Below are 20903 nucleotides of genomic sequence, written 5' to 3'. Positions count from 1 at the left end.
ATGCTGTGGCTCTCCTGAAAATCCCGGGCGGATAATGTCATAAGAGCGTTTGCTGTCAACCAGCGCGGGTAGTCGAGCTTGTTATTCTTGGGGAGTGTGGCTTTCTGCTCACGGGCCGCTTGTTTATGGAGCGAAAGACATCACGCTTCGGTTCTGAGCATCGGGATATTGGCCGGCCGGCTGAGTAAAGCGAAATTCGGCCGGCGGCGGGATTGAAGAAGTCACGCCGCGCCAAAGCACGTTTACCTTTCTTCGTGTGATCTCTTGCACTTAGCCCCGGCGAAAAGCTCGGCTAGAATGGCCGATGCGCCTTCCGCCAGTTGGAGTGGAGGCGCCTGGGGGATGCCGATGAAAAGATCGACCGACAGGCTGTTGGCGCTGGCGATGCTCGTCGTCGGCTTCGCTTGCTTCGCCAAGCTTTATCTGGCGCTGGGGGGCAAGCCCCCGGCCACGACGAGCGCCGGGATCTTCGGCGCGGCGGGCATGCTTTCGATTCTCGCCGGGCTTTCGTTCCTTGCCGGCCTGCTGCCGGGCGCGCCAAGGCATGAGCCTACGGCGCCGCTGTTCGGCCGCGACGCTGCGACCGTGCCGGCCGGGCGTCCGCGGCTGCGCCGCATCGCGCTTGCCGTGCCGCTCAGCGCCCTTGTCGTCATCCTCGCCGACCAGTTCGGCCGGTGGCGGGAAACAGGGGGCGATGCGGCCGCGCCGGCCAGGGAAGTCGCCTTCGCTCCGGCAGAGCCTGGGACCGAGCCGGCCTCTGCGCCTGTCGCGCCGGCGCCCCCGGCCGCATCGTCCGAGCCGGCGGCCGCTCCGCCGCAGCCCGCCGCACCGGCGCAGCCTGCAACCACGCCGGCCCGGCAGACCGCGCTGGCGCCGGCCACGCCGCCGCAGACGCTGGCGCCGCCTCGGCCACCGCCCCCAGCCCAGCCGACCGCGCCGGAAGGCCACCGCGATGCCGTCGTCTGGCTGGCGGTGTCGGCCGACGGCCACCAGATCATGAGCGCCAGCACCGATCGCATGATCAAGCTCTGGGATATCGACGGCAAGCGGCTGATCCGCGACCTCGGCGTCCACAAGGACATGGCGCGCAGCGCGCTCTTCATGCCCGACGGCAGAAGCGCGCTCACCGCCGGCGACGACGGCGAGATCGTGCTGCGCCAGCTTTCCGATGGCACAGTGCTGCATGTCTTCTCGTCCGGAGCGAACGGCGGCGTCCGGCAACTGAAGATCAGCCCCGACGGCAAGCTCGCCGTCAGCGGCCACGACACCGGTTCCGTCGTCGTCTGGGATTTGCAGAAAGGCACGGTGCTGCATGTCCTGCCGGGCCACGATTGGTCGGTGAGTTCCGTCGCCATCTCGCCAGATGGCGCCAGGGCGCTCACCGGCAGCATCGACGGCGAACTGAAGCTCTGGGACATCCTTGCGGGCAAGCAGCTGCGCAGCTGGCACGGCCACGATCGCGGCGCCTATGGCGCGGTCTTCCTGGCCGACGGCCACCATGCGGTGACCGGCAGCGGCGACTACACGATAAAAGTCTGGGATCTCGACACCTTCAAGGAGGTCCGCCGCTTCGACGGCCACTCCGGCACCGTCTATGCGCTCGCCTTATCGGCCGACGGCAAACGGCTCGGCTCCGCCTCGCTCGACGGCACGGCGCGGATCTGGAATATGGATACGGGCGCCGAGATCGCCGAGTTCGACCCCGGCACCGGGCCGATCTACTCGGTCGCCTTCGCCGCCGACGGCACGCTTCTCACCGGCGGCATCGACGGCACCATCCGCAACTGGCCGGCGGCAGGAGGGGAGGGCACGGTGCTGTTCGCCGGCGCGCCGCAGTAGCAAAGTAGGAGATTGGCGACAGCTTGCGCGACATCCAATCTCCCCCCTTGCGGGGGAGATGCCCAACAGGGCAGAGAGGCAAGCGAAGGAATGTGACCTGTCTGAAGAAAGCCTGTACAAGTATTGTCCAAGCAGCCATCGTCACCATGTGAGCAACACTGCCGAATCCATCTATTTTGTCCTGCAGGAGATCGATCCTGCGACCGGTTCGGCGGTCGCCGAAGCCCGAATTCGCGTCTCAGACCTGGAAGAGCTTCGCGCGGTTCTGGCGTGCGACAGTCCACAGCTATCCGGTTCATGGCATTTGGACCCGGACGACCTCGAGCGACTTGGCGCGATATGCATTCCACCTCGCGAGCTTGATCGAAGGCTCAACCGCATCGAGTCCTGGCATCCAATCCGTGAGGTCCCGTATCTCGTTCATACGAATTTCGAGCTGCCGCTGATGCTGGAAGGTCGCAAGCCGCTGGCAGTCTTCCATGACGCTTATCCGGCGGAATGGCTGTCGGAAACGTTGGCTCGCCTCGACCCGTTTGTGCGCTCGGGCCGGTTGGTGCGTCATGTCATCGATACTCCCTTTACCGAAGCCGAGCACGCCCGTTTCCCCGACTTCCAAGGGTGGCGGCGCGCCTTCTTCTCACTCCCCGGGGAGGAGTGGCGGATAGACGCGTTTCTGCTGTTATCGAAAGTGTTCGCCAAAACCGGCTGGAACGAATCTCTCGAGCGGATGGAGGGCTCGCTTCTCGGCGATGAAGATTGGCAGAACGACTGGTGGATCGAACGCAAGTCAAAACACCGAACTAGCACCTCTTCGATCGTCTGAATTGTCGGCAGGACAGCGCCCGCCTCTGGCTTGCCGGCCATCTCCCCGACCTTTGGGGAGATCAGCAGATCGGCTACGGGGCCCTCCCTGCAACGTCGGCGGTTTGGCAAAAGCTTGCGCGACATCCAAGCTCCCTCCTTGCGGGGGAGATGCCCGGCAGGGCAGAGGGGGTGTGACGGATCGCGGCTTACGAATTTCGAGCCAACCTTCGCCGGACGCGTGATTGCTGACAAGAGGTTCGCCAAGCCATGAATATAGTCGAAGCCTCGATCGCCGACCTGCGCCGCGCGCTGGAAGACGGCACAGTCACAAGCGTCGAGCTCACCGGCGCGTACCTGCGGCGCATCGCCCACTACGACCGCCACGGCATAGCGCTGAACGCCGTGCCCATCCTCAATCCAAAGGTGTTCGAGGAGGCGGCAGCTTCCGACCGCCGACGCCGCGCGGGCAAAACGCTTGGACCGCTGGACGGCATCCCCTACACCGCCAAGGACAGCTACAAGGTGAAAGGCCTGACGGTCGCGGCCGGCTCGCCGGCCTTCGAGCATCTGATCGCCAGCGAGGACGCCTTCACGATCGCCCGGCTGCGCGCCGCGGGCGCGGTGCTCATCGGCCTCACCAACATGCCGCCGATGGCCAATGGCGGCATGCAGCGCGGCGTCTATGGTCGCGCCGAGAGCCCCTACAACAAGGATTATCTCACCGCCGCCTTCGCCTCCGGCTCGTCGAACGGCTCGGGGACGGCGACGACCGCGTCCTTCGCCGCCTTCGGGCTCGGCGAAGAAACCTGGTCGTCCGGCCGCGCGCCGGCCTCCAACAACGCTCTGGTCGCCTACACGCCGTCGCGCGGCGTGATCTCGGTGCGCGGCAACTGGCCGCTGGTGCCGACCATGGATGTGGTGGTGCCGCATACGCGGAGCGTGCCGGACATGCTGGAACTGCTCGACGTCATCGTCGCCGACGACCATGACACGCGCGGCGATTTCTGGCGTGTGCAGCCCTGGGTTTCGGTCCCGAAGGCATCAGCGCTGAGGCCGGCGAGCTATACCGGGCTTTCCTTGCAAGGTGCGCTCGAGGGCAAGCGGCTCGGCGTGCCGAAAATGTATATCGGCAAGGATCTCGGCGCCGGCCGGCCGATCGAGACGCGCGCCTCGGTGCTGGAGCTCTGGCGGCAGGCCGCGCATGACCTGCAGGCACTCGGCGCCGAGGTGGTCGAGGTCGATTTCCCCGTCGTATCGAACTATGAGCGCGACCGTCCGGGCGCGCGCTCCATGGTTGATCGCGGCCTGGTGCCGGAGGAATTTGCAAACCGCGAGATCTGGGACCTGTCAATCTGGTCGTGGGACGATTTCCTGCGCGCCAATGCTGATCCCGCGATTCCCGATCTCGCCTCGGTTGATGGCCCGAAAATCTTTCCACAGCCGCCGGGCACGCTGCCCGACCGCTATGGCGACGACGGCTTCGACCTGGCGGACTATGTCGAGCGGGCGAAGGACGGGGTGAGCCCGCTCGAGGCCATTCCCACCATGGAGGACGGGCTGAAGGGGCTGGAAGAGACGCGCCGCATCGACTTCGAGATCTGGCTTGACGCCAACCGCCTCGACGCCGTGGTGCTTCCGGCCGTCGCCGATGTCGGCCCGGCCGATGCGGATGTCAACGAGGCCTCCGCCGATCTTGCCTGGCGCAACGGCACCTGGGTCGCCAACGGCAATCTGGTCTGGCGCCATCTCGGCATCCCGACGGTGACGGTGCCGATGGGCACCATGGCCGATATCGGCATGCCGGTCGGCCTCACCTTCGCCGGCAAGGCCTATGACGACGTGGCGCTGCTGACGATGGCCGGCGGCTACGAGCGCGCCACCCAGCGCCGCACCGTCCCGCCACGCACGCCGCCGCTGGCCGATGATGTGTTTGAACGGAGCGAGGGCACATTGGGTCGCCCCAGCGAAGCGCTGCTTATGCTGGCCCTCACCGCCGAGACAATCCATGCCGGCGACACGGACGAGATCGCGATCGCGCTGGAGATCGACGCGGGCGAGGCCGGGCCGGATGCAGCCGTGAAAGTCCACGTCAACGGCGAACCGGTCGCCATGCAGGGAAGCGGCAACCGCCACACCGGCCGGGCCGTCGTGCCGGCTGCGACGCATCAGGGCTTCCACAGCGTCTGGCGCCGCGCTTACGGCTCGGTCGTCACGGCGATCGTGAGGCTGCCGGCTCGGCGAGTTGGCGGGGCTTATGTTGTGACCGGCGGGATTGGGTAGGGCGCTTATCTTCTCCCCTTGTGGGAGAAAGAGGATCGGCGGGTAGCGCCGAGACGGATGAGGGTGCTGGAAGAAGATTGAGCGCTCCGGCAGCGGTGCCGTGCCTGTAGGAGGCGGGCGTCCTTAATCTCAAACTAACCAGCGGAACAATAGAATACATCCATGAATTGGTGGATCGGACTTTGCTGGTCGGCTGGGACCCTTTGCTTTGCGGCGCTCGACTATCGGGCCCGGAAATCGGCCGGCAGGCGACATTCAGACTGGCTCTGGCGCCTGGCCATGTACTTTGCGGTGGGCGGCGGCCTTTTCGCGGCCATGGGATATGCGCCCATCGCCCTTTACCGCTTGGGTGAGTCCATCGTCGGTTTATACAATCATCCACCTGCACCGAAGATGCTGCTGGCTTTCGCAACTACTGCGGTCTGCGTAGTTCTCGCCCTGGAAATTCTTAAGGTAGCCGTTGGAACACTGCGCGAAGCCGGCAGTTCGCTGCCGGGTCGCCGCTCATTGGATGTTGCCTGGCGGATCGCTATTGCTCTCGTGTTGTTCGCCATAGCGGTGGGCCTCCTTGCTGGCAGCGTCTATGTTCTGAGGAACCGCTAGCAGAATGCTCTAGCTCGTACCCTGAATCCAAGCTGTGGCGAGCGGCGCCGAACTGTCGATCTGCCACAAGGGCGGGATCACGCTCCGCGTCCTTGACCCACCCCCCACCTCCGCTATCTTCGCGCCCATGCCAGATACCGCTCCCTCGGCCGCCGCTCCGCTGATCGTCATCGACCTGCAGACCGGCATGTTCGACGGCCGTTTCGATCCGCCGATCCATGATGCCGACGTCATTGCCGAGCGCGCGCGAAAACTGATCGATTGGGCGCGGAAAACGGGCCGCAAGGTGGCCTTCGTGCGCCATGACGGGCCGGCGGGCGATCCGCTGGCGCCGGGCGCTTCCGGCTGGCCGGTATGGCCGCAGCTCGGCCAGGCGGCCGGCGAACCGACCTTCGGCAAGAGCGTCGGCAATGCCTTCTCCAACGCCGATCTTGGGCAGTGGGTCGCGGGGCAGGGCGTTCGCGACGTGGTGCTCATCGGCGCGCAGAGCGATTTCTGCGTCGCCGCCACGGTGAAAGGCGCTCTTGCCCAGGGCCTCGGCGTCACCGTCGTTTCGGATGCGCATTCGACGCTCGATTCCGAGGAGGAGAAAGCGCCCGACATCATCGTCCGGCACAACAAAGCCTTCGCCAAGCAGGGCGCGCGGCTGACGACGACCGCGGCGCTGATTGGGGGCTGAGGGCTTGGCTCCTCCTTCTTCCTTGTGGGAAGAACGTGTCGCCGAAGGCGACGGATGAGAAGGGAAAACCAACCAAGGAGCGCTCATGCCAATCCCCTCCCTGCCCGCCGAAGGTGGCTGCCGCTGCGGCCGCGTGCGCCTCAGGATCTCCGCCAAGCCGCTGCTCACCATGGCCTGCCATTGCACCGGCTGCCAGAAGATGTCGTCGAGCGCTTATTCGCTGAGCGCCGCCATTCCCGCGGATGGCTTCGAGATCACCAAGGGCGAGCCGGTGATCGGCGGCCTGCACGGCGCTTCGAAGCACTATTTCTGCGGCTACTGCATGAGCTGGATGTTCACCCGGCCGGAGGGGCTCGACTGGTTCGTCAATCTGCGCCCGACCATGCTGGATGACCCCGCCTGGTTCACGCCTTTCGTCGAGACCTGGACCAGCGAGAAGCTGCCCTGGGCCGAGACGCCCGCCCTGCACAGCTACGCGGCCCTGCCGGCCTTCGAGGAATATGACGGGCTGGTCGCGGAATATGCAAAGTCCCAGGCCTGATCGCCCAAAACAAAACGGCGACCCGGGTCAGATCGCCGTTCAGTACAAGGTCGACGCGGCCGTTGGGGGCGACATTGTTGGGGATGTGCTTGGGCGTCCGCGTCGACCAAGGCGGCCTCGTACCGCAGCCTGGACTATGGCATGTTTTTCTCGTGCCGAAACTTCCGCGATAGCGGAATAGGCAGGCGACAGGGACTTCCCCACCGGCGCTTGGAATTAAGGTTAACGGCGGCGCAGGCGATCGGGCGCGCGATCTGCCAACCGCGGGTGACAGAGAACTTCGGCGAAACACTTTCTATCCCGATCCGCATTGACCTCTGCCTGCCGAGGGACGACGACTGATGCATCATTGCTGATGGATTGCATCTTGCCCCGCTTTCTCAACGCAAAACTCGCCGACGGCTCCCTGGCCGACCTCACCGTTGCCGACGGCCGCTTCAACGCCATCACGCCCGCCGCCAATGCCGCCGGCGCGGCGCCAGGCGCCGTCGATCTCGCCGGCCAGCTCGTGCTGCCGGCCTTCGTCGAGGGCCACATCCATCTCGACACCTCCTTCTATGGCGATGCCTGGCGCTCGCACATTCCCTGCACCAACGGCTTCGATGTGCGCGAGCGGGTCGCCTTCCAGATGCGGAACCTCGAGCAGGCCGCGCCGATGGAAGAGCGCGCGAAAAACCAGCTCGAGCTTTGCATCGGCAATGGCAGCCTTGCGATGCGCAGCCACGTCATGGTCGACGCCGCGGTCGGGCTGAAACATGTCGAAACGATCCTTGCCGTGCGCGAAAAATATCGCGAGCTGATCGACATCCAGCTCGTCGCCTTCCCGCAAAGCGGCATCCAGTCGTCGCCCGGCACCGCCGAACTTCTGGACGAGGCTTTGAAGCTCGGCTGCGATCTGATCGGCGGGCTGGACCCGGCAAGCTTCGACCGCGATGTGAAGGGCCATCTCGACGTCGTCTTCGGCCTTGCCGAAAAACACGGCGCCGGAATCGATATCCACCTGCATGACGGCGGCACCCTCGGCCTGTTCGAGATCGAGGAGATCGCCGCGCGGACCACGGCACTGGGCATGCAAGGCAAAGTCGCTGTCAGCCACGCCTATGCGCTGGGCGACATTTCCGCCGACGCGCTGGCCGAAGCCGGCGAGCTGCTCGCCGCCTCCGGCGTCGCCATCATGACCAACGCGCCCGGCAACCATCCTTTCCCGCCGGTGGCGGCATTGCGCAAGGCGGGCGTCACGGTCTTTGCCGGCTCCGACAACATCCGCGATTCCTGGTGGCCCTACGGCGATGGCGACATGCTGAACCGCGCCAACATGATCGGCTACCGCTCCGGCTTCTACGAGGATCGCGAGCTGGAAGCCGCCTACGCCGTGGTGAGCCATGCCGGCGCCAGGGCGCTAGGACTCGAAGGCTATGGCATCGCCGTCGGCGCCAAGGCCGATTTCGTCGCGCTCAGGGCCGAGCATGTGCCGGAAGCGGTGGTGGCCGTGCCGAAGGAGCGGACCGTGTATCGCGCGGGCAGGGAAGTGATCAGGGACGGGAAGGTGGTTGATCGGGCCGGCCTCACCGGCCTGCCATCTGCTTGACAGTCCGATAGCCGTACCGCATTTTCCGGCGAGGCAGGGGAGATTTCGCCATGAAAAAAGAATATTCGAAGCCGACGTTCGTCCGCAAAGGCCGGCTCTCGGCGCAGACCGCGCAGCAACTTCCTTCCGGTGGTACGGACTAACACCTGACGCCTATCTTGGCGGACAAGGCAATCAGCAATTGTGCGCCCGTTATTGCCGGCAGCGCCGCCTGTTGGCACTCGCCTCTAGTCTAGTGCCGCGACGTCGAAACCCAATTTAATTCGCACACAAATGTTTCAGGCCGCTCCGGCTTCGTGAAGCATTTCACCGTCTGCGCGCAATCGCCTGGTTACAGACGCACCTCAAAAGCGGCGCCCGGAGGGCGGCCGCCAGTTCTGCCGCTGCTTTGTGGAGGTTGCGATGTTTAAGAGCCTTAACCGAATTCGCGCCGCGTTCGCGCAGGCGAGCAGGCGCCGCAGGACGACGCGCGAGCTGAACGAACTGCCGCCGGAGATCCGCAAGGACATCGGATGGCCCGATTCCGCCCGGGACGACGAGATTCGATTGCCTTTCTAGAGCAATTTCAGGAAAAGTGTGAAGCGGTTTTCCGTCCGAAATTGCGTCAAAACAAAGAGATAGGACATTTCGCCGTTTCCGTGAAACGGTGAAACGTCCTAATGCCTGTCGCCCAAGAGTGCGGAGCGGTTTTTTGGGATAAGGGCATGCGTCGAAGCAAAGCCTCGGCCTGCGGTGACGTGATGCTGGCAGCACGGGACGACGAACGCGCCGTCCGTGCTGCCTGGCCGGACGGTCAGCCGGCGGGCTTGTAGGCGCCGGCAGCCTTGTTGGCGACCGCGAGCACCGCTTTCATGTCGAGTTCTTCGAGGACGACCAGCTCGCTCAACGAGCCGCTCGCGCGCACGGCAAGGGCCATGCCCATCCCGGCGACCTGATCCGGCACCTCGCCATTGACGACGACGTCGTAAATGCCGCGCGTGAACATAAGGCTGCTCATCCTGCCACCGACGCTTTCAAAGACCGCCTGGACTGCAGCTTCGCGGTTCGATCCCTGCATCAGCCCTTTGGCCGCATGGGGTTCGTACTTTGCCAGTATGGTGACCTTCATTGCTATCTCCTCCAAATATCATTGCCTCAGGCTGCTCATTGGGTTGAGCAGCCGAGGTTTGTTTCACTGACATTTGACCTGGTCACGGACCGCCTGGGCATTTTGGCCAACAGGCGGTTCAGCCGGAGCACGGCTTCGGCTTGCGACAATATGCGCCCATTCTAATATTGCGACAATCCCGCGATGAGCGGACCGCCGTCGTGCCTGATATCTCCATCAGGATATGTGGGCCAAATGTCGTCAGAGCGATGCGCCATGGCCGTTTTGTGTATTCACGCGACGGACGTGGCCTGATAATAGGTCAACCAACCTGACCTAAATTACTGAAATGAAGCACTGCGGGAGGTGCGCTTTGACCCTGTTGAATCTTCTGGCCTCGCGCTCCTCGCGCATGAAGGCCTCGGAAATCCGCGAGCTCCTGAAGCTGCTCGATCAGCCCGACATCATCTCGTTCGCCGGCGGTATTCCCGATGCCTCGCTGTTTCCGGCCGAGGCCATCGGCGACGCCTATCAGGCCGTGCTCGGCGGCGCGGAAGCGGGGGCCGCGCTGCAATACCAGGTCAGCGAAGGTTTCCTGCCGCTGCGCAAATGGCTGGCCGGCTATATGGGCGGACTCGGCATCCGATGCGACGAGGGCAACATCTTCATCACCTCCGGCTCGCAGCAGGCGCTCGATTATCTCGGCAAGCTGTTTCTGTCGCCCGGCGACACCGCGCTGGTCACCTGGCCGACCTATCTCGGCGCGCTGCAAGCCTTCAACGCCTACGAGCCGCGTTACGACCGGCTGAACACCGCCGGCGGCAACATGACGCCGGAGGCCTATCGCGCGGCAGCCGCCGGCAACGGCGGCAAGGTGAAATTCGCCTATCTGGTGCCGGATTTCGCCAACCCGACCGGCAACACGCTGGATAGCAAGCAGCGCGAGGCGGTGCTCGACCTCGCCGGCGAGCTCGACATCGCCGTCATCGAGGACGCCGCCTACCGGGCGCTGCGGTATGACGGCGCGGCGGTGCCGCCGATTCTGGCGCTGGATTGCGCCCGCTCGGGCGGCATCGATAATGCCCGCACGCTCTATTGCGGCTCCTTCTCCAAGATTCTGTCCCCAGGCATGCGCGTCGGCTGGGTCTGCGCGCCGCGCCATGTGGTGGAAAAGCTGGTGCTCATGAAACAGGCCTCCGATCTGCACAGCCCGTCGATCAACCAGATGGTCATGCATCGCGTTGCCGAGACCATCTTCGACGCCCAGGTGGAGAAGCTGATCGGTGCCTATCGCCGTCGCCGCGACGCGCTGCTCGGCGCGCTCGAGGAAAACATGCCGGACGGCATTTCCTGGAGTCGGCCGGAAGGCGGCATGTTCGTCTGGCTGACGCTGCCCGAAGGCACTGACGCCACCGCGTTGCTGGCGCGTTCGGTGCAGGAGGCGCGCGTCGCCTTCGTGCCGGGCAACGCCTTTTATGCCGACGGCACCGGCCGCAACACGCTGCGCATGTCCTTCACGCTGGCCGACGACCGCGCGGTGGGCGAGGGCGTGCCGCGATTGGCGAAGCTGCTGAGGTAGCCAATTCCCTCAAAGAGAGATCGACAGCCGGCTATCACCTCCTTCTCGCGCAGGCGTGATTGGTAGTGCGCAGCCGTGATTATAGCCCCGCCGATTCTTCGGCTAGGGTCGCGGCCGATCCAACACCCCCTGGATCGGCAGGCAGCGAAGTCCCACCTTCAAGGCCTCAACGAAAGAGCCCCGACGGCTTCCACCGGCGGGGCTTTTTTGTGTCGGCGATCCGGCGCGAATCGAAACCGCCCTACTTGTTGCAGTTCTGCATGTTCGAGGTCGTATTGCCGCTGGCCGTGTTGTTGTCGGTATCGTTGGCGCCCGTATCCTTGCAGCGATCCTGCATGCCGGCCGGCTGGTTCGTCGAATTCGTGGAATTCATGGAATTCGTGGTGGTCGTATCCGTGCCAGGGGTTGTCGGCGTGGTGACCGTGGCACCGCCCGTCGCACTGCCCGAGGCGCCGCCAGTCGTGCCCGAGACGCCGCCCGAAACGCTGCCGCTGGCGTCGCCGCTCGCGCCGCCTGTCTGAGCCATGGCGCCCGAGGTCGCGAGCGCCAGGGTAAGAACGGAAGCTGCGAGTATCTTCTTCATCATCAGGAAATCTCCATTGGTTTGCATCGTTGACTAAGTTTCCAACGGAGCTTTCCAGGGGATGTTCCGGCTGAAAAAATTCGTGAAGAACCGCATAGCTCTGTTGGCCTAACGGCAAGATCGGGTGGCGGCACTTTTAGGAAAGGCCGGCAAGGACAAATCGGGTCGCCCGCGTTGGCGAGAGGGGGATAGTATGGACTCGCCGCCGCGCGTGACACTGCTCGTCGGCAGTGCTCCGGAACTCCTCCTTGTGGGGGAAATCGGCAGCTCCGGTGCCTGCCGGCCGTCACGCAAAGTTGCTCGGCTCCGGCGCGCCTTTCGGATAGACTTTGGGCAATCCAAGTAGAAGGAGTGAAGCCATGACTTCGCGCCTCAGCCTGATTGGACTTGCCTTCGCTGCCTTCGCCACCCAGGCATCCGCCTTCGAGATCTCCAGCCCATCGGTTTACAACGACAAGTGGGACGCAAAATATCTCGGCGACAAGCCCGGATGCGGCGGCAAGAGCGTCTCGATCGCGCTTGCCTGGAAAGACCCGCCGGCGGGCACCAGGAGCTACGCGCTCACCATGTTCGATCCCGATGCCAACGACGGTAAGGGGTTTTGGCATTGGCTTGCCTGGGACATCCCGGCAAGCGCCAAGGGCCTCGCCGAAGGCGCCGGCTCCAAAGGCGGCAAGCGCCTGCCGAAGGGCACGGTGTCCGGCACGGGCGGCGTCGGTCGCGCCGGCTACTTCGGCCCATGTCCGCCGCCCGGCAGCGGCACGCACCACTATGTCTTCACGCTCTATGCGCTGAGTGAGGCGAAGCTGCGCACGCCGGAAAATCCGTCGCCCGAAATGGTGTCGGTCGCGGCGAAGAGCCAGGCGCTGGCGGAGGCCAGTGTGACGTATACCTACGGGAGGTAGCTGATCTTCCCCCTTGAGGGCCCTTGAGGGGGAGATGTCGCCAAAGGCGACAGAGGGGGTCGGCGCGCACGATGCGCCAACTTGCCCTCTTATTGTTCGTCGGGCGTCGGCGCTCCAGGCGCAGCGACCCGCTTTGGCCTGCCGGCCATCTCCCACGCAAGGGGAAATCAGCAGCTCACTCCGCCGCTTGCAACCTGTCCTGCGTCTTCGTCTCGAAATCGCTGGCGTCGTGGCGCTCGTGCAACTGATAGGCCGGATCGCCGGAGATGCGGTTGACCATGCGGCCGCGCCTTACCGCCGGCCTGGCGTCGATCGCATCGGCCCAGCGCTGCACGTGCTTGTATTCATGCACGGCGAGGAACTGCGCGGCATCGTTGTAGCTGCGGCCTTTGGCGAGCCCGCCATACCAAGGCCAGACCGCCATGTCGGCGATGGTGTAGTCCGGCCCTGCGAGATACTCGCTTTCGGCCAGCCGCCGATCCAGCACGTCCATCTGCCGCTTGGTTTCCATTGCGAAGCGGTCGATGGCGTATTCGATCTTCTCCGGCGCATAGGCGTAAAAATGCCCGAAGCCGCCGCCGAGATAGGGCGCCGAGCCCATCTGCCAGAACAGCCACGAGAAGGTTTCGGCCCGCGCTGCACGCTCCGTCGGCAGAAACTCGCCGAATTTTTCCGCCAGATAGGTGAGGATCGAGCCCGACTCGAACACGCGCACCGGCTTCGGCTCGCTGCGGTCCATCAGCGCCGGGATCTTGGAGTTCGGGTTGACCTCGACGAAGCCCGAGCCGAACTGGTCGCCGTCATTGATGCGGATCAGCCAGGCGTCGTATTCGGCGCCCTTGTGGCCGCGCGCCAGCAACTCCTCCAGCATGATCGTCACCTTCTGGCCGTTGGGCGTGGCCAGCGAATAGAGCTGCAGCGGATGCTTGCCGACAGGCAATTCCTTCTCATGCGTCGGCCCGGCGACTGGCCGGTTGATGGAGGCGAAGGTGCCGCCATTCGGCTTGTTCCAGGTCCAGACTTTCGGCGGGTTGTACTGGTTCATCTCGGGAGGCCTTGTTGCTGTGAGCGGGATGCGGGGTTCGTTGGCGCAAGATTTAGGTGCGGTTGCGCGGGCGTCAAAGAAAAAAGTTCAAATTTCGTTGAACTAATGCTTGGGCCAGCAGCGCCCCGCCTTTTCCGTCAGGGACAGATGCCCTTGCACCGCGTCCCTTTGGCCATACTTATAGAAAAAGACCCGTAATTCAGGATCGACGATGACCATCGAAAAAATCTCGCGCTCCGTCGTGGCCGTGCGCGCCACGGTTCCGGACGACGCCTTCACCGCCAATGCGCTGGGCACGCGCCGTGAGGGCAGCGGCGTGGTGATCCGCGACAGCGGGCTGGTTCTCACCATCGGCTATCTCATCACCGAGGCCGAGGAGGTCTGGCTGACCGACCAGGACGGCCGCGTGGTTGCGGCGCATGCGCTGGCCTATGACCAGGAGACCGGCTTCGGCCTGGTGCAGGCGCTGGTGCCGCTCGGGCTGCCGGCAGTCAAGTTCGGCAATGCCAGGAAGGCCAATATCGGCGACGCCGTGACGCTTGCCGACGGCATCGGCCAGCAGGTCGACGCCCACATCGTCACCAAGCAGGAGTTCGCCGGCTATTGGGAATATCTCATCGACGAGGCGATCTTCACCGCGCCGGCGCATCCGTCGTGGGGTGGTGCTGCGCTGTTCGACCGTGACGGCAAGCTGCTCGGCGTCGGCTCGCTGCGCCTGCAGATGAGCCGCGCCGGCGAGGTTGCCGACATCAACATGATCGTGCCGATCGACCTTCTGACGCCGATCCTCGACGATCTGGTCAAGCGCGGTCAGGTCGCCAAGCCGCCGCGCCCGTGGCTCGGCGCCTTCTCGGCGGAGTCGAACGGCATGGTGGTGGTGATGAGCGTCGCCGAAGGTGGTCCCGCGGCAAAGGCTGGCCTTCGCCAAGGCGACATCATCTCCGACGTGCGCGACGGCGAGGTTGACGGTCTCGCCGACTTCTATCGAAAACTCTGGCAGAACCCGGCCGGCGCGGAAATTCCGTTGCGCGTCGTGCGCGACGGCCGTGAGACCTGGCTTCGCGTAAAATCGGCCGACCGCAACTCCTTCCTCAAGAAGCCGCAGCTGCAGTAACGTGCATCCAAGGCTGCTGAAGACCTTTCTCGCGGTCGCGCGCACACGCAACGTCACGCGCGCGGCGGGCGAGCTCAATCTCGCACAGTCGAGCGTCAGCGACCAGATCCAGGCGCTCGAGGCCGAGCTGGGCGCGACGCTGTTCATACGGTCGCGGCAAGGGCTGGACCTGACGCCGGCCGGCGAGGCGCTGCAACCTTACGCCGAGGAATTGCTGGCGCTCGCCGACGACGCCCGGACCGCCATCGATGCCACCAAGGCCGAGACGGCCGGCAGCCTGTCGATCGGCGCGCTCGAGACGATCGCTTCGGCAAAACTTCCCGGCTGGCTCGCCGATTTCCAGGCCGTTCATCCCGACATCGACATCAGGCTGAAAATCGCAGGCAGCGGCGAGTTGCGCCGCAGGCTGGGAGAGGGTGGGATCGACGTCGCCTTCTGCTTCGACAGACCGGGCGCCAGCGAGCCCGACGAGCGCTTCGCCAGGCGCCCCGTCGCGGCCGAGCCGCTGGTGCTGATCGCGCCGCCGGGCGAGAACCGGGCGGATGTCGATCTGGCGGAGCTTGCCGAAAAGCGTTTCGTCGCCACCGAAACCGGATGCGTCTACCGCGTCATGGTCGACACGGCCTTCACCGAGGCGGGGCTCGGCGGACCGAAGCTCGCGGCCGAGGCTGGCAGCATTGACGCCATCGCCGGCTTGGTGGCGGCCGGCGCCGGCTTCGGCCTTGTGCCGCGGCTGGCGGTCGCCGCGGCGCTCGATCGCGGCGAGGTGGCCGAGATCGCATGGCCGGGCCCGATCCGCTCGGCGGAGCTGGTCATGATCTGGCGGCGCCGGCGCGTCCAGCCGCCGGCGCTGAAGCTCTTGCTCGCGGCGATGGGCGAAAACTTCGCGCTCGTCAGACCAGCCGCTGCCCGCCCTCGACATGCAGCGTCGTTCCCGTCGTAAAGCCGTTGCCCATCAGGAAGCGGATCGCGTCCGCAATGTCTTCCGGCCGTCCGACCCGTCCCGCCGGCAGGCGCTTCGCCATCGCGGCAAGCGTCTCGTCCTTCGCATCGCCGGCAACGAATTGCCAGATCGGCGTGTCGACCCAGCCGGGCGAGACGGCATTGACGCGGATCGGCGCCAGCTCGATGGCCAAGGCCCGCACCAGCCCTTCGAGCCCGGCGTTGACGGCCGCGACCACCGAGCCGCGCGCGGCCGGGCGGTAGGCGGCAATGCCGGAGACGAAGGTGAGCGAACCATTGGCCGAAAGTTTCGGCGCGCCATGCTTGGCCAACAGCAGCGGCCCGTAGAACTTGCTGTCGACAACCTTTTGCGCCGCCGAAAGCTCGATGTCGGGCAAAAGCCGGTAGGCGCCTTCGATATCGGCCGCCGTGCTGACGATATGCTCGAGCCGGCCGATGTGCGCGAACAGCGCCGCGACCTCGGCCTCGCGGCTGATGTCTGCCACCGCCGTTGCCAGCGCGGCCGGGCAGCCGAGCTCATCGCGCGCGGCGTTCAGCCTCGCTGCATTGCGCCCGGCGATGATGACGCCGGAGCCTTCGGCGAGGCAGCGCCTGGCAAGCGCCAGCCCCATGCCCGAACTGCCGCCGACGATCAGGATTTTTGTCTCGTCCATGTCCATGCCTTTCCTTTGCATGGACGGTGATGTGGCAGGCCGGCCGGCGGAGCGGAAACGGAAGAAACCGATAGTGTTATCGGAGAGTCCGATGGTTGGCTGGCGCGGCTTTGATAATTCAACCAGGCAGGGCAGGGGGGCGCCAAGAAACGCGGCCTTAAATTCCCACGACTATAAGCTAAGGCGGCGGCGTCTCGACAGGGCTGGCGGGACAGCGCGCCCTCTGGTCTGCCGGCCGTCTCCCCAACAAAGGGGAAGATCGGAGCCTCGGCTCAGGCAAGAAGGAACACCGATGGCCCCCATCAAGGTCGACCCGAGCAAGGTCCACGAGTTCTCGGACGCTGAAAGCTTCTACGCCTGGCTCAGCCAAAACCACGCCGGCGAAAGCGAGGTCTGGATCAAGATCCACAAGGTTGGCTCTGGCCTTCCTTCGATCACGCCGAAGGAAGCGATCGACGTCGTGCTCTGCTTCGGCTGGATCGATGCGGTGCGCAAGTCGCTCGACGAGAAGAGCTTTCTGCAGCGCTACACGCCGCGCGGCAGGAAGAGCATCTGGAGCAGGATCAACGTCGACAACGTCGCGCGCTTGATCGAAGAGGGCCGCATGACGGAGCATGGCCTGCGCGAAGTCGAGGCGGCCAAAGCCGATGGCCGCTGGGACCGCGCCTATGGCGGCTCGAAAGAGATGACAATTCCGCCCGACCTGCAGGCCGCGATCGATGCCGAACCGAAGGCCAAAGCGATGCTGGCAAAGCTTTCGGCGCAGAACCGTTTCGCGCTCGCCTTCCGCGTCCACAACATGAAGACCGAGGCGGGGCGCAAGAAGAAGATCGAGACGTTCGTCGAAATGCTGAAGCGCGGCGAGACGATCTATCCGCAGAAGAAGTAGGGCACGATCCGGACCGGACGACCGCGCCAGCGACCCGGTAAGCAAAAACGCCGCCTTTGAGGGACGGCGTTTCCGGGAAGCGATGATCCCGAACCCTGTTGAAGCGGTCCGGGATCATTCGGTCATGAAGTCTTTGGCCAATTGCTGAAAAGCCAAAAGCCGGCGACGCGCCTTATGCGGCGAGCTTCTTGCCGTGCTTCTTGTGGGTACGCTTCTTGGTGTGGTGCTTCACATGATGCTTCTTGGCGTGATGCTTCGAGTGCTTCCTCACGTGATGCTTGCGGGCGTGACGGCGATGATGCTTGACGTGCTTCTTGTGCGGGCCGTTGGCGTCCGGCTTGGCCGTCTCGGTGGCCGCAGCCGGAGCCGCGGTGGTCGTCGTGGTCGCAGCCGTCGTGGTCGCGGCAGCGTTGGCTTCGGTAGTGCCGAGCGCCGGCACCGCGAAAGCAAGCGCGACCGCCAGGCCGAGAACGGAGAGAAGGGTCTTTTTCATAAGTCGGCATTCCTTTTTCGAAGATCGATATCAGGTTGTCGCTGGCCGTAGTTCGGCTGCTCCGGTGCCGCTTATGACAGCCGGTCTTTTCGCGAGTTTTTCCGGGCTGTTGAATCTTGTTTCCGGATTGTGTCTGGCGGGGAGGGGGCGCTTGCTGGTCAATTCGACCTGCCCCGGCTGGGTCGCGACATGGGCGGTGCCGGCGGCCGCCCCGTCGCGCAAGGCGCAGCCGGCATCGTCTGCGCCGCAACCTTGCCCGACGGTCCGACCGGCGGCTTTTTAGCGATGGCAAGCGGCTGCCCTGGTGAAGGGACACCATGCTGCCCCCAACCCATCCGCATGCTACGAAAATAGCATTCCCGGCCAGCGAAATGTGATGCTAGGCTCGCGCCCGTGCACCCAAGGCGCGCGGCGGCCCAGCCGCAAACGAGCAGGCCCGCAAGAATAGGAGTGGCAGGCGGGATCGAGGCCTCAATCCACAATCCGACGGAACTGTTGAACCATTGCGAGGTCCGCCGCGTTTCCCGTGGTTGACCACAAGGGAGGAACTACCAGTGAAAGCATCCTATCTCGTCTCCGCCGCGCTCATTGCGGCATCCGCAATGCCGGCGGCGGCTGGCGAAATCTCGGACGGCAAGGTCAAGATCGGCATCTTGAACGACCAGTCCGGCGTCTATGCCGATTTCGGCGGCAAATGGTCGGTAGAGGCCGCCAAGATGGCGGTCGAGGATTTCGGCGGCAAGGTGCAGGGCGCGCCGATCGAGATCGTCAGCGCCGACCACCAGAACAAGCCGGACATCGCCTCCAACATCGCGCGCCAGTGGTACGACACCGAGCAGGTCGACGCGATCATGGAGCTCACCACGTCTTCCGTCGCGCTCGCCGTCCAGGGGCTTTCCAAGGAAAAGAAGAAGATCGACATCGTCACCGGCGCCGCCTCCACCGACCTCACCGGCAAGCAGTGCTCGCCCTATGGTTTCCACTGGGCCTACGACACCCACTCCCAAGCGGTCGGCACCGGCGGCGCACTGGTGCAGCAGGGCGGCGACAGCTGGTATTTCATCACCGTCGACTATGCATTCGGCTATTCGCTGAAGGACCAGACCGCCAAGCTCGTGGAATCCAGTGGCGGCAAGGTGCTGGGCGAGGTGCGCTATCCGCTTGGCTCCACCGACTATTCCTCCTTCCTGCTGCAGGCGCAGTCCTCCGGCGCCAAGATCATCGGCCTAGCCAATGCCGGCCTCGACACCTCGAACTCGATCAAGCAGGCGGCCGAGTTCGGCATCGTCGCCGGCGGCCAGCGGTTGGCGGCGCTGCTCTTCACGCTGGCCGAGGTGCATGGCCTTGGCCTGCAGGCGGCGCAGGGCGTTGTGCTGACGGAAGGCTATTACTGGGACCGCGACGATGTGAGCCGCGATTTCGCGCAACGCTTCTTCAAGCGCACCAACCGCATGCCAAACATGGTCCAGGCCGGCACCTATTCGGCGGTGACGCAGTATCTGAAGGCCATCGACAAGGCCGGCACCGACGAGACTGAAGCGGTGGCCAAGCAATTGCATGAGATGCCGGTCAACGACGTGTTCACGGTGAACGGCAAGGTGCAGGCCGACGGCTCGATGGTGCACGACATGTATCTCTACCAGGTCAAGAAGCCGGAGGAGAGCAAGAAGGACTGGGACTACTACACCTACCTGGCGACCATTCCCGGCGACAAGGCCTTCATGAAAGCCGAGGACAGCGGCTGCCCGCTCGTCAGCAAGTGACGCTCGACACCGCCACCGCCGTCCGCCGGGACGGCATCGACCAGACGCCGCGGGTGGTGCTTTCCGCCCGCGGCCTGCGGCGCGACTTCGCCGGATTCGTCGCCGTGAAGGATGTCGACCTCGACGTCCACCACGGCAGGATCCATGCCTTGATCGGCCCGAACGGCGCCGGCAAGACCACCATCTTCAACCTGTTGACCAAATTCCTGCAGCCGACCAGCGGCACCATCCAGCTGCTCGGCACCGACATCACCCGCACGCCGCCGGCCAAGGTGGCGCGCATGGGCCTTGTACGCTCCTTCCAGATATCGGCGATCTTTCCGCATCTCAGCGTGCTCGACAATGTGCGCGTCGCGCTGCAGCGTCCGGGCGGGCTGGGCTATCAGTTCTGGCGCCCGGTCTCGGCGCTGGACCAGCTGACGCCCCGGGCGCGCGAGCTGCTAGCCATAGTCGGGCTCGACGACGCCGCGCATCGGCTGGCGGGCGATCTCTCCTATGGCAGGAAGCGTGTGCTGGAAATCGCCACCACGCTGGCGCTCGATCCAAAAGTTCTGCTGCTCGACGAGCCGATGGCCGGCATGGGGCATGAGGATGTGGGCACGATCTCAGGCATCATCCGCTCGCTGGCGAAAGACCGCGCCGTGCTGATGGTCGAGCACAACCTCACCGTCGTTGCCGATCTCTGCGACTGGATCACCGTCATGCAGCGCGGCCAGGTGCTTGCCGCCGGCGACTACGCGACTGTGAGCCAGGACGAGCGCGTGCGCGTCGCCTATATGGGGACCGAGCATGAGTGAGCCACTGCTTGCCGTGCGCGACCTTCATGCCTGGTACGGCGAGGGCCATGCGCTGCACGGCGTCAACCTCGAAGTCCTGCGCGGCGAGACGGTTACGCTGCTTGGCCGCAACGGCGTCGGCAAGACGACGACGCTGCGCGCCATCATGGGGCTGATCCGCAAACGGACGGGCAGCGTCACTTTCAACGGCAAGGACCTGATCCGCCTGCCGCTGCATCGCGTCGCCCACCAGGGCATCGGCTTCGTGCCGGAGGAGCGCGGCATCTTCGCCACGCTCACCGTCGACGAAAATCTGATCCTGCCGCCGATGGTGGCCAAGGGCGGCATGAGCGTGGACGAGATCTTCGAGCTCTTCCCCAACCTCAAGGAACGTCGCAACAGCCAGGGCACGAAGCTTTCCGGCGGCGAGCAGCAGATGCTGGCGATCGCCCGCGTCCTGAGGACCGGCGTCGAAATGCTTTTGCTCGACGAGCCGACCGAGGGCCTGGCGCCGGTCATCGTCCAGCGCATCGGCGAATTGCTGGCGACGCTGAAGAAGCGTGGCATGACCATCCTTTTGGTCGAGCAGAATTTCCGCTTCGCCGCCCGCATCGCCGATCGCTTCTACCTGATGGATCACGGCAAGGTGGTGGAAGGTTTCCCGGTTGGCCAGCTTTCCGCGCACACCGACAAACTGCACGAGGTGCTGGGGGTATGAT

At 64.8% G+C, this 20903-nt stretch carries 22 protein-coding genes; 17 read left to right on the top strand and 5 right to left on the bottom strand.

The features are described 5' to 3' along the window. Window positions 1–348 precede the first annotated feature (348 nt). The 9 genes from CK222_RS18820 (at window position 349) to CK222_RS18785 (ending at window position 8892) form a co-directional block, all read left to right on the top strand. Window positions 349–1839, top strand: a complete 1491-nt coding sequence (locus CK222_RS18820; protein WP_095801559.1) for a WD40 repeat domain-containing protein — start codon at window positions 349–351, stop codon at window positions 1837–1839. A 58-nt stretch (window positions 1840–1897) separates the two neighbouring features. Next, window positions 1898–2662, top strand: a complete 765-nt coding sequence (locus tag CK222_RS18815; RefSeq protein WP_245433088.1) for a hypothetical protein — start codon at window positions 1898–1900, stop codon at window positions 2660–2662. Between the two features lie 248 nt (window positions 2663–2910). Continuing rightward, window positions 2911–4923, top strand: a complete 2013-nt coding sequence (locus CK222_RS18810) for an amidase (protein ID WP_095801388.1) — start codon at window positions 2911–2913, stop codon at window positions 4921–4923. A 162-nt stretch (window positions 4924–5085) separates the two neighbouring features. Beyond that, entirely contained in the window at window positions 5086–5526 is a 441-nt protein-coding gene (locus CK222_RS18805; protein ID WP_095801387.1) for a hypothetical protein, read from the top strand. Between the two features lie 127 nt (window positions 5527–5653). Next, window positions 5654–6205, top strand: a complete 552-nt coding sequence (locus CK222_RS18800) for an isochorismatase family protein (RefSeq protein ID WP_095801558.1) — start codon at window positions 5654–5656, stop codon at window positions 6203–6205. Window positions 6206–6290: 85 nt separating this feature from the next. Then, the gene (locus CK222_RS18795; RefSeq protein WP_095784258.1) at window positions 6291–6746 is read left to right on the top strand and encodes a GFA family protein; all 456 of its coding nucleotides are present in this window, start codon (window positions 6291–6293) and stop codon (window positions 6744–6746) included. A 355-nt stretch (window positions 6747–7101) separates the two neighbouring features. Beyond that, window positions 7102–8334 (top strand): amidohydrolase family protein, encoded by a 1233-nt coding sequence (locus tag CK222_RS18790; RefSeq protein WP_095801386.1) that lies wholly within the window; start codon window positions 7102–7104, stop codon window positions 8332–8334. Window positions 8335–8384: 50 nt separating this feature from the next. After that, a complete protein-coding gene (locus CK222_RS31695; protein WP_127240617.1) occupies window positions 8385–8477 on the top strand; it encodes a putative RiPP precursor in 93 nt (30 codons plus the stop codon). Window positions 8478–8736: 259 nt separating this feature from the next. Further along, the gene (locus tag CK222_RS18785) at window positions 8737–8892 is read left to right on the top strand and encodes a DUF1127 domain-containing protein (protein WP_095801385.1); all 156 of its coding nucleotides are present in this window, start codon (window positions 8737–8739) and stop codon (window positions 8890–8892) included. A gap of 235 nt (window positions 8893–9127) precedes the next feature. Here the strand turns inward: CK222_RS18785 and CK222_RS18780 are convergent, their stop codons facing one another. Continuing rightward, the gene (locus tag CK222_RS18780; RefSeq protein WP_095801384.1) at window positions 9128–9442 is read right to left on the bottom strand and encodes a GYD domain-containing protein; all 315 of its coding nucleotides are present in this window, start codon (window positions 9440–9442) and stop codon (window positions 9128–9130) included. Between the two features lie 328 nt (window positions 9443–9770). Between CK222_RS18780 and CK222_RS18775 the strand changes: the two genes are divergently transcribed. Beyond that, entirely contained in the window at window positions 9771–11000 is a 1230-nt protein-coding gene (locus CK222_RS18775) for a PLP-dependent aminotransferase family protein (RefSeq protein ID WP_176477674.1), read from the top strand. Between the two features lie 241 nt (window positions 11001–11241). Here the strand turns inward: CK222_RS18775 and CK222_RS18770 are convergent, their stop codons facing one another. After that, window positions 11242–11586, bottom strand: a complete 345-nt coding sequence (locus tag CK222_RS18770; RefSeq protein ID WP_095801557.1) for a hypothetical protein — start codon at window positions 11584–11586, stop codon at window positions 11242–11244. A 356-nt stretch (window positions 11587–11942) separates the two neighbouring features. On the opposite strand from CK222_RS18770, the gene CK222_RS18765 reads away from it, so the two are divergent. Continuing rightward, on the top strand, window positions 11943–12488 hold the full coding sequence (locus CK222_RS18765; RefSeq protein ID WP_095801382.1) for a YbhB/YbcL family Raf kinase inhibitor-like protein: 546 nt from the start codon (window positions 11943–11945) through the stop codon (window positions 12486–12488). 175 nt (window positions 12489–12663) lie between these two features. Here CK222_RS18765 and yghU read toward each other — a convergent pair whose 3' ends face one another. After that, a complete protein-coding gene (gene yghU, locus CK222_RS18760) occupies window positions 12664–13533 on the bottom strand; it encodes a glutathione-dependent disulfide-bond oxidoreductase (RefSeq protein WP_095801381.1) in 870 nt (289 codons plus the stop codon). Window positions 13534–13744: 211 nt separating this feature from the next. Between yghU and CK222_RS18755 the strand changes: the two genes are divergently transcribed. After that, entirely contained in the window at window positions 13745–14647 is a 903-nt protein-coding gene (locus tag CK222_RS18755) for a S1C family serine protease (protein ID WP_095801380.1), read from the top strand. 1 nt (window position 14648) lies between these two features. Continuing rightward, entirely contained in the window at window positions 14649–15590 is a 942-nt protein-coding gene (locus CK222_RS18750) for a LysR family transcriptional regulator (protein WP_095801379.1), read from the top strand. Here the strand turns inward: CK222_RS18750 and CK222_RS18745 are convergent. After that, a complete protein-coding gene (locus tag CK222_RS18745; RefSeq protein WP_095801556.1) occupies window positions 15541–16269 on the bottom strand; it encodes an SDR family oxidoreductase in 729 nt (242 codons plus the stop codon). The genes CK222_RS18750 and CK222_RS18745 overlap by 50 nt on opposite strands. Before the next feature lie 286 nt (window positions 16270–16555). On the opposite strand from CK222_RS18745, the gene CK222_RS18740 reads away from it, so the two are divergent. Continuing rightward, on the top strand, window positions 16556–17152 hold the full coding sequence (locus CK222_RS18740; protein WP_095801378.1) for a YdeI/OmpD-associated family protein: 597 nt from the start codon (window positions 16556–16558) through the stop codon (window positions 17150–17152). A 172-nt stretch (window positions 17153–17324) separates the two neighbouring features. On the opposite strand, the gene CK222_RS18735 is transcribed toward CK222_RS18740, so the two are convergent. Then, a complete protein-coding gene (locus tag CK222_RS18735; RefSeq protein ID WP_095801377.1) occupies window positions 17325–17645 on the bottom strand; it encodes a hypothetical protein in 321 nt (106 codons plus the stop codon). Window positions 17646–18199: 554 nt separating this feature from the next. Between CK222_RS18735 and CK222_RS18725 the strand changes: the two genes are divergently transcribed. Genes CK222_RS18725 through CK222_RS18715 form a run of 3 tightly spaced genes read left to right on the top strand, consistent with a single transcriptional unit; the run spans window position 18200 to window position 20902 of the window. Continuing rightward, window positions 18200–19408 carry an ABC transporter substrate-binding protein gene (locus tag CK222_RS18725; protein WP_066998453.1) on the top strand — a complete coding sequence of 403 codons (1209 nt, stop codon included), beginning with the start codon at window positions 18200–18202 and terminating at the stop codon, window positions 19406–19408. Beyond that, window positions 19405–20205 (top strand): ABC transporter ATP-binding protein, encoded by an 801-nt coding sequence (locus tag CK222_RS18720; protein ID WP_245418863.1) that lies wholly within the window; start codon window positions 19405–19407, stop codon window positions 20203–20205. Before CK222_RS18725 ends, CK222_RS18720 begins: the two co-directional genes overlap by 4 nt. After that, entirely contained in the window at window positions 20198–20902 is a 705-nt protein-coding gene (locus CK222_RS18715; protein ID WP_095801376.1) for an ABC transporter ATP-binding protein, read from the top strand. The genes CK222_RS18720 and CK222_RS18715 overlap by 8 nt, the downstream gene beginning before the upstream one ends. The last annotated feature ends 1 nt before the right edge of the window (window position 20903 follow it).

Origin of the sequence: Mesorhizobium sp. WSM3866 (assembly GCF_002294795.1) — a bacterium.
Lineage (GTDB): Bacteria > Pseudomonadota > Alphaproteobacteria > Rhizobiales > Rhizobiaceae > Mesorhizobium.
Note: the sequence above shows the minus strand (reverse complement) of the source record. Positions and strands in the feature narration are given on the sequence as shown.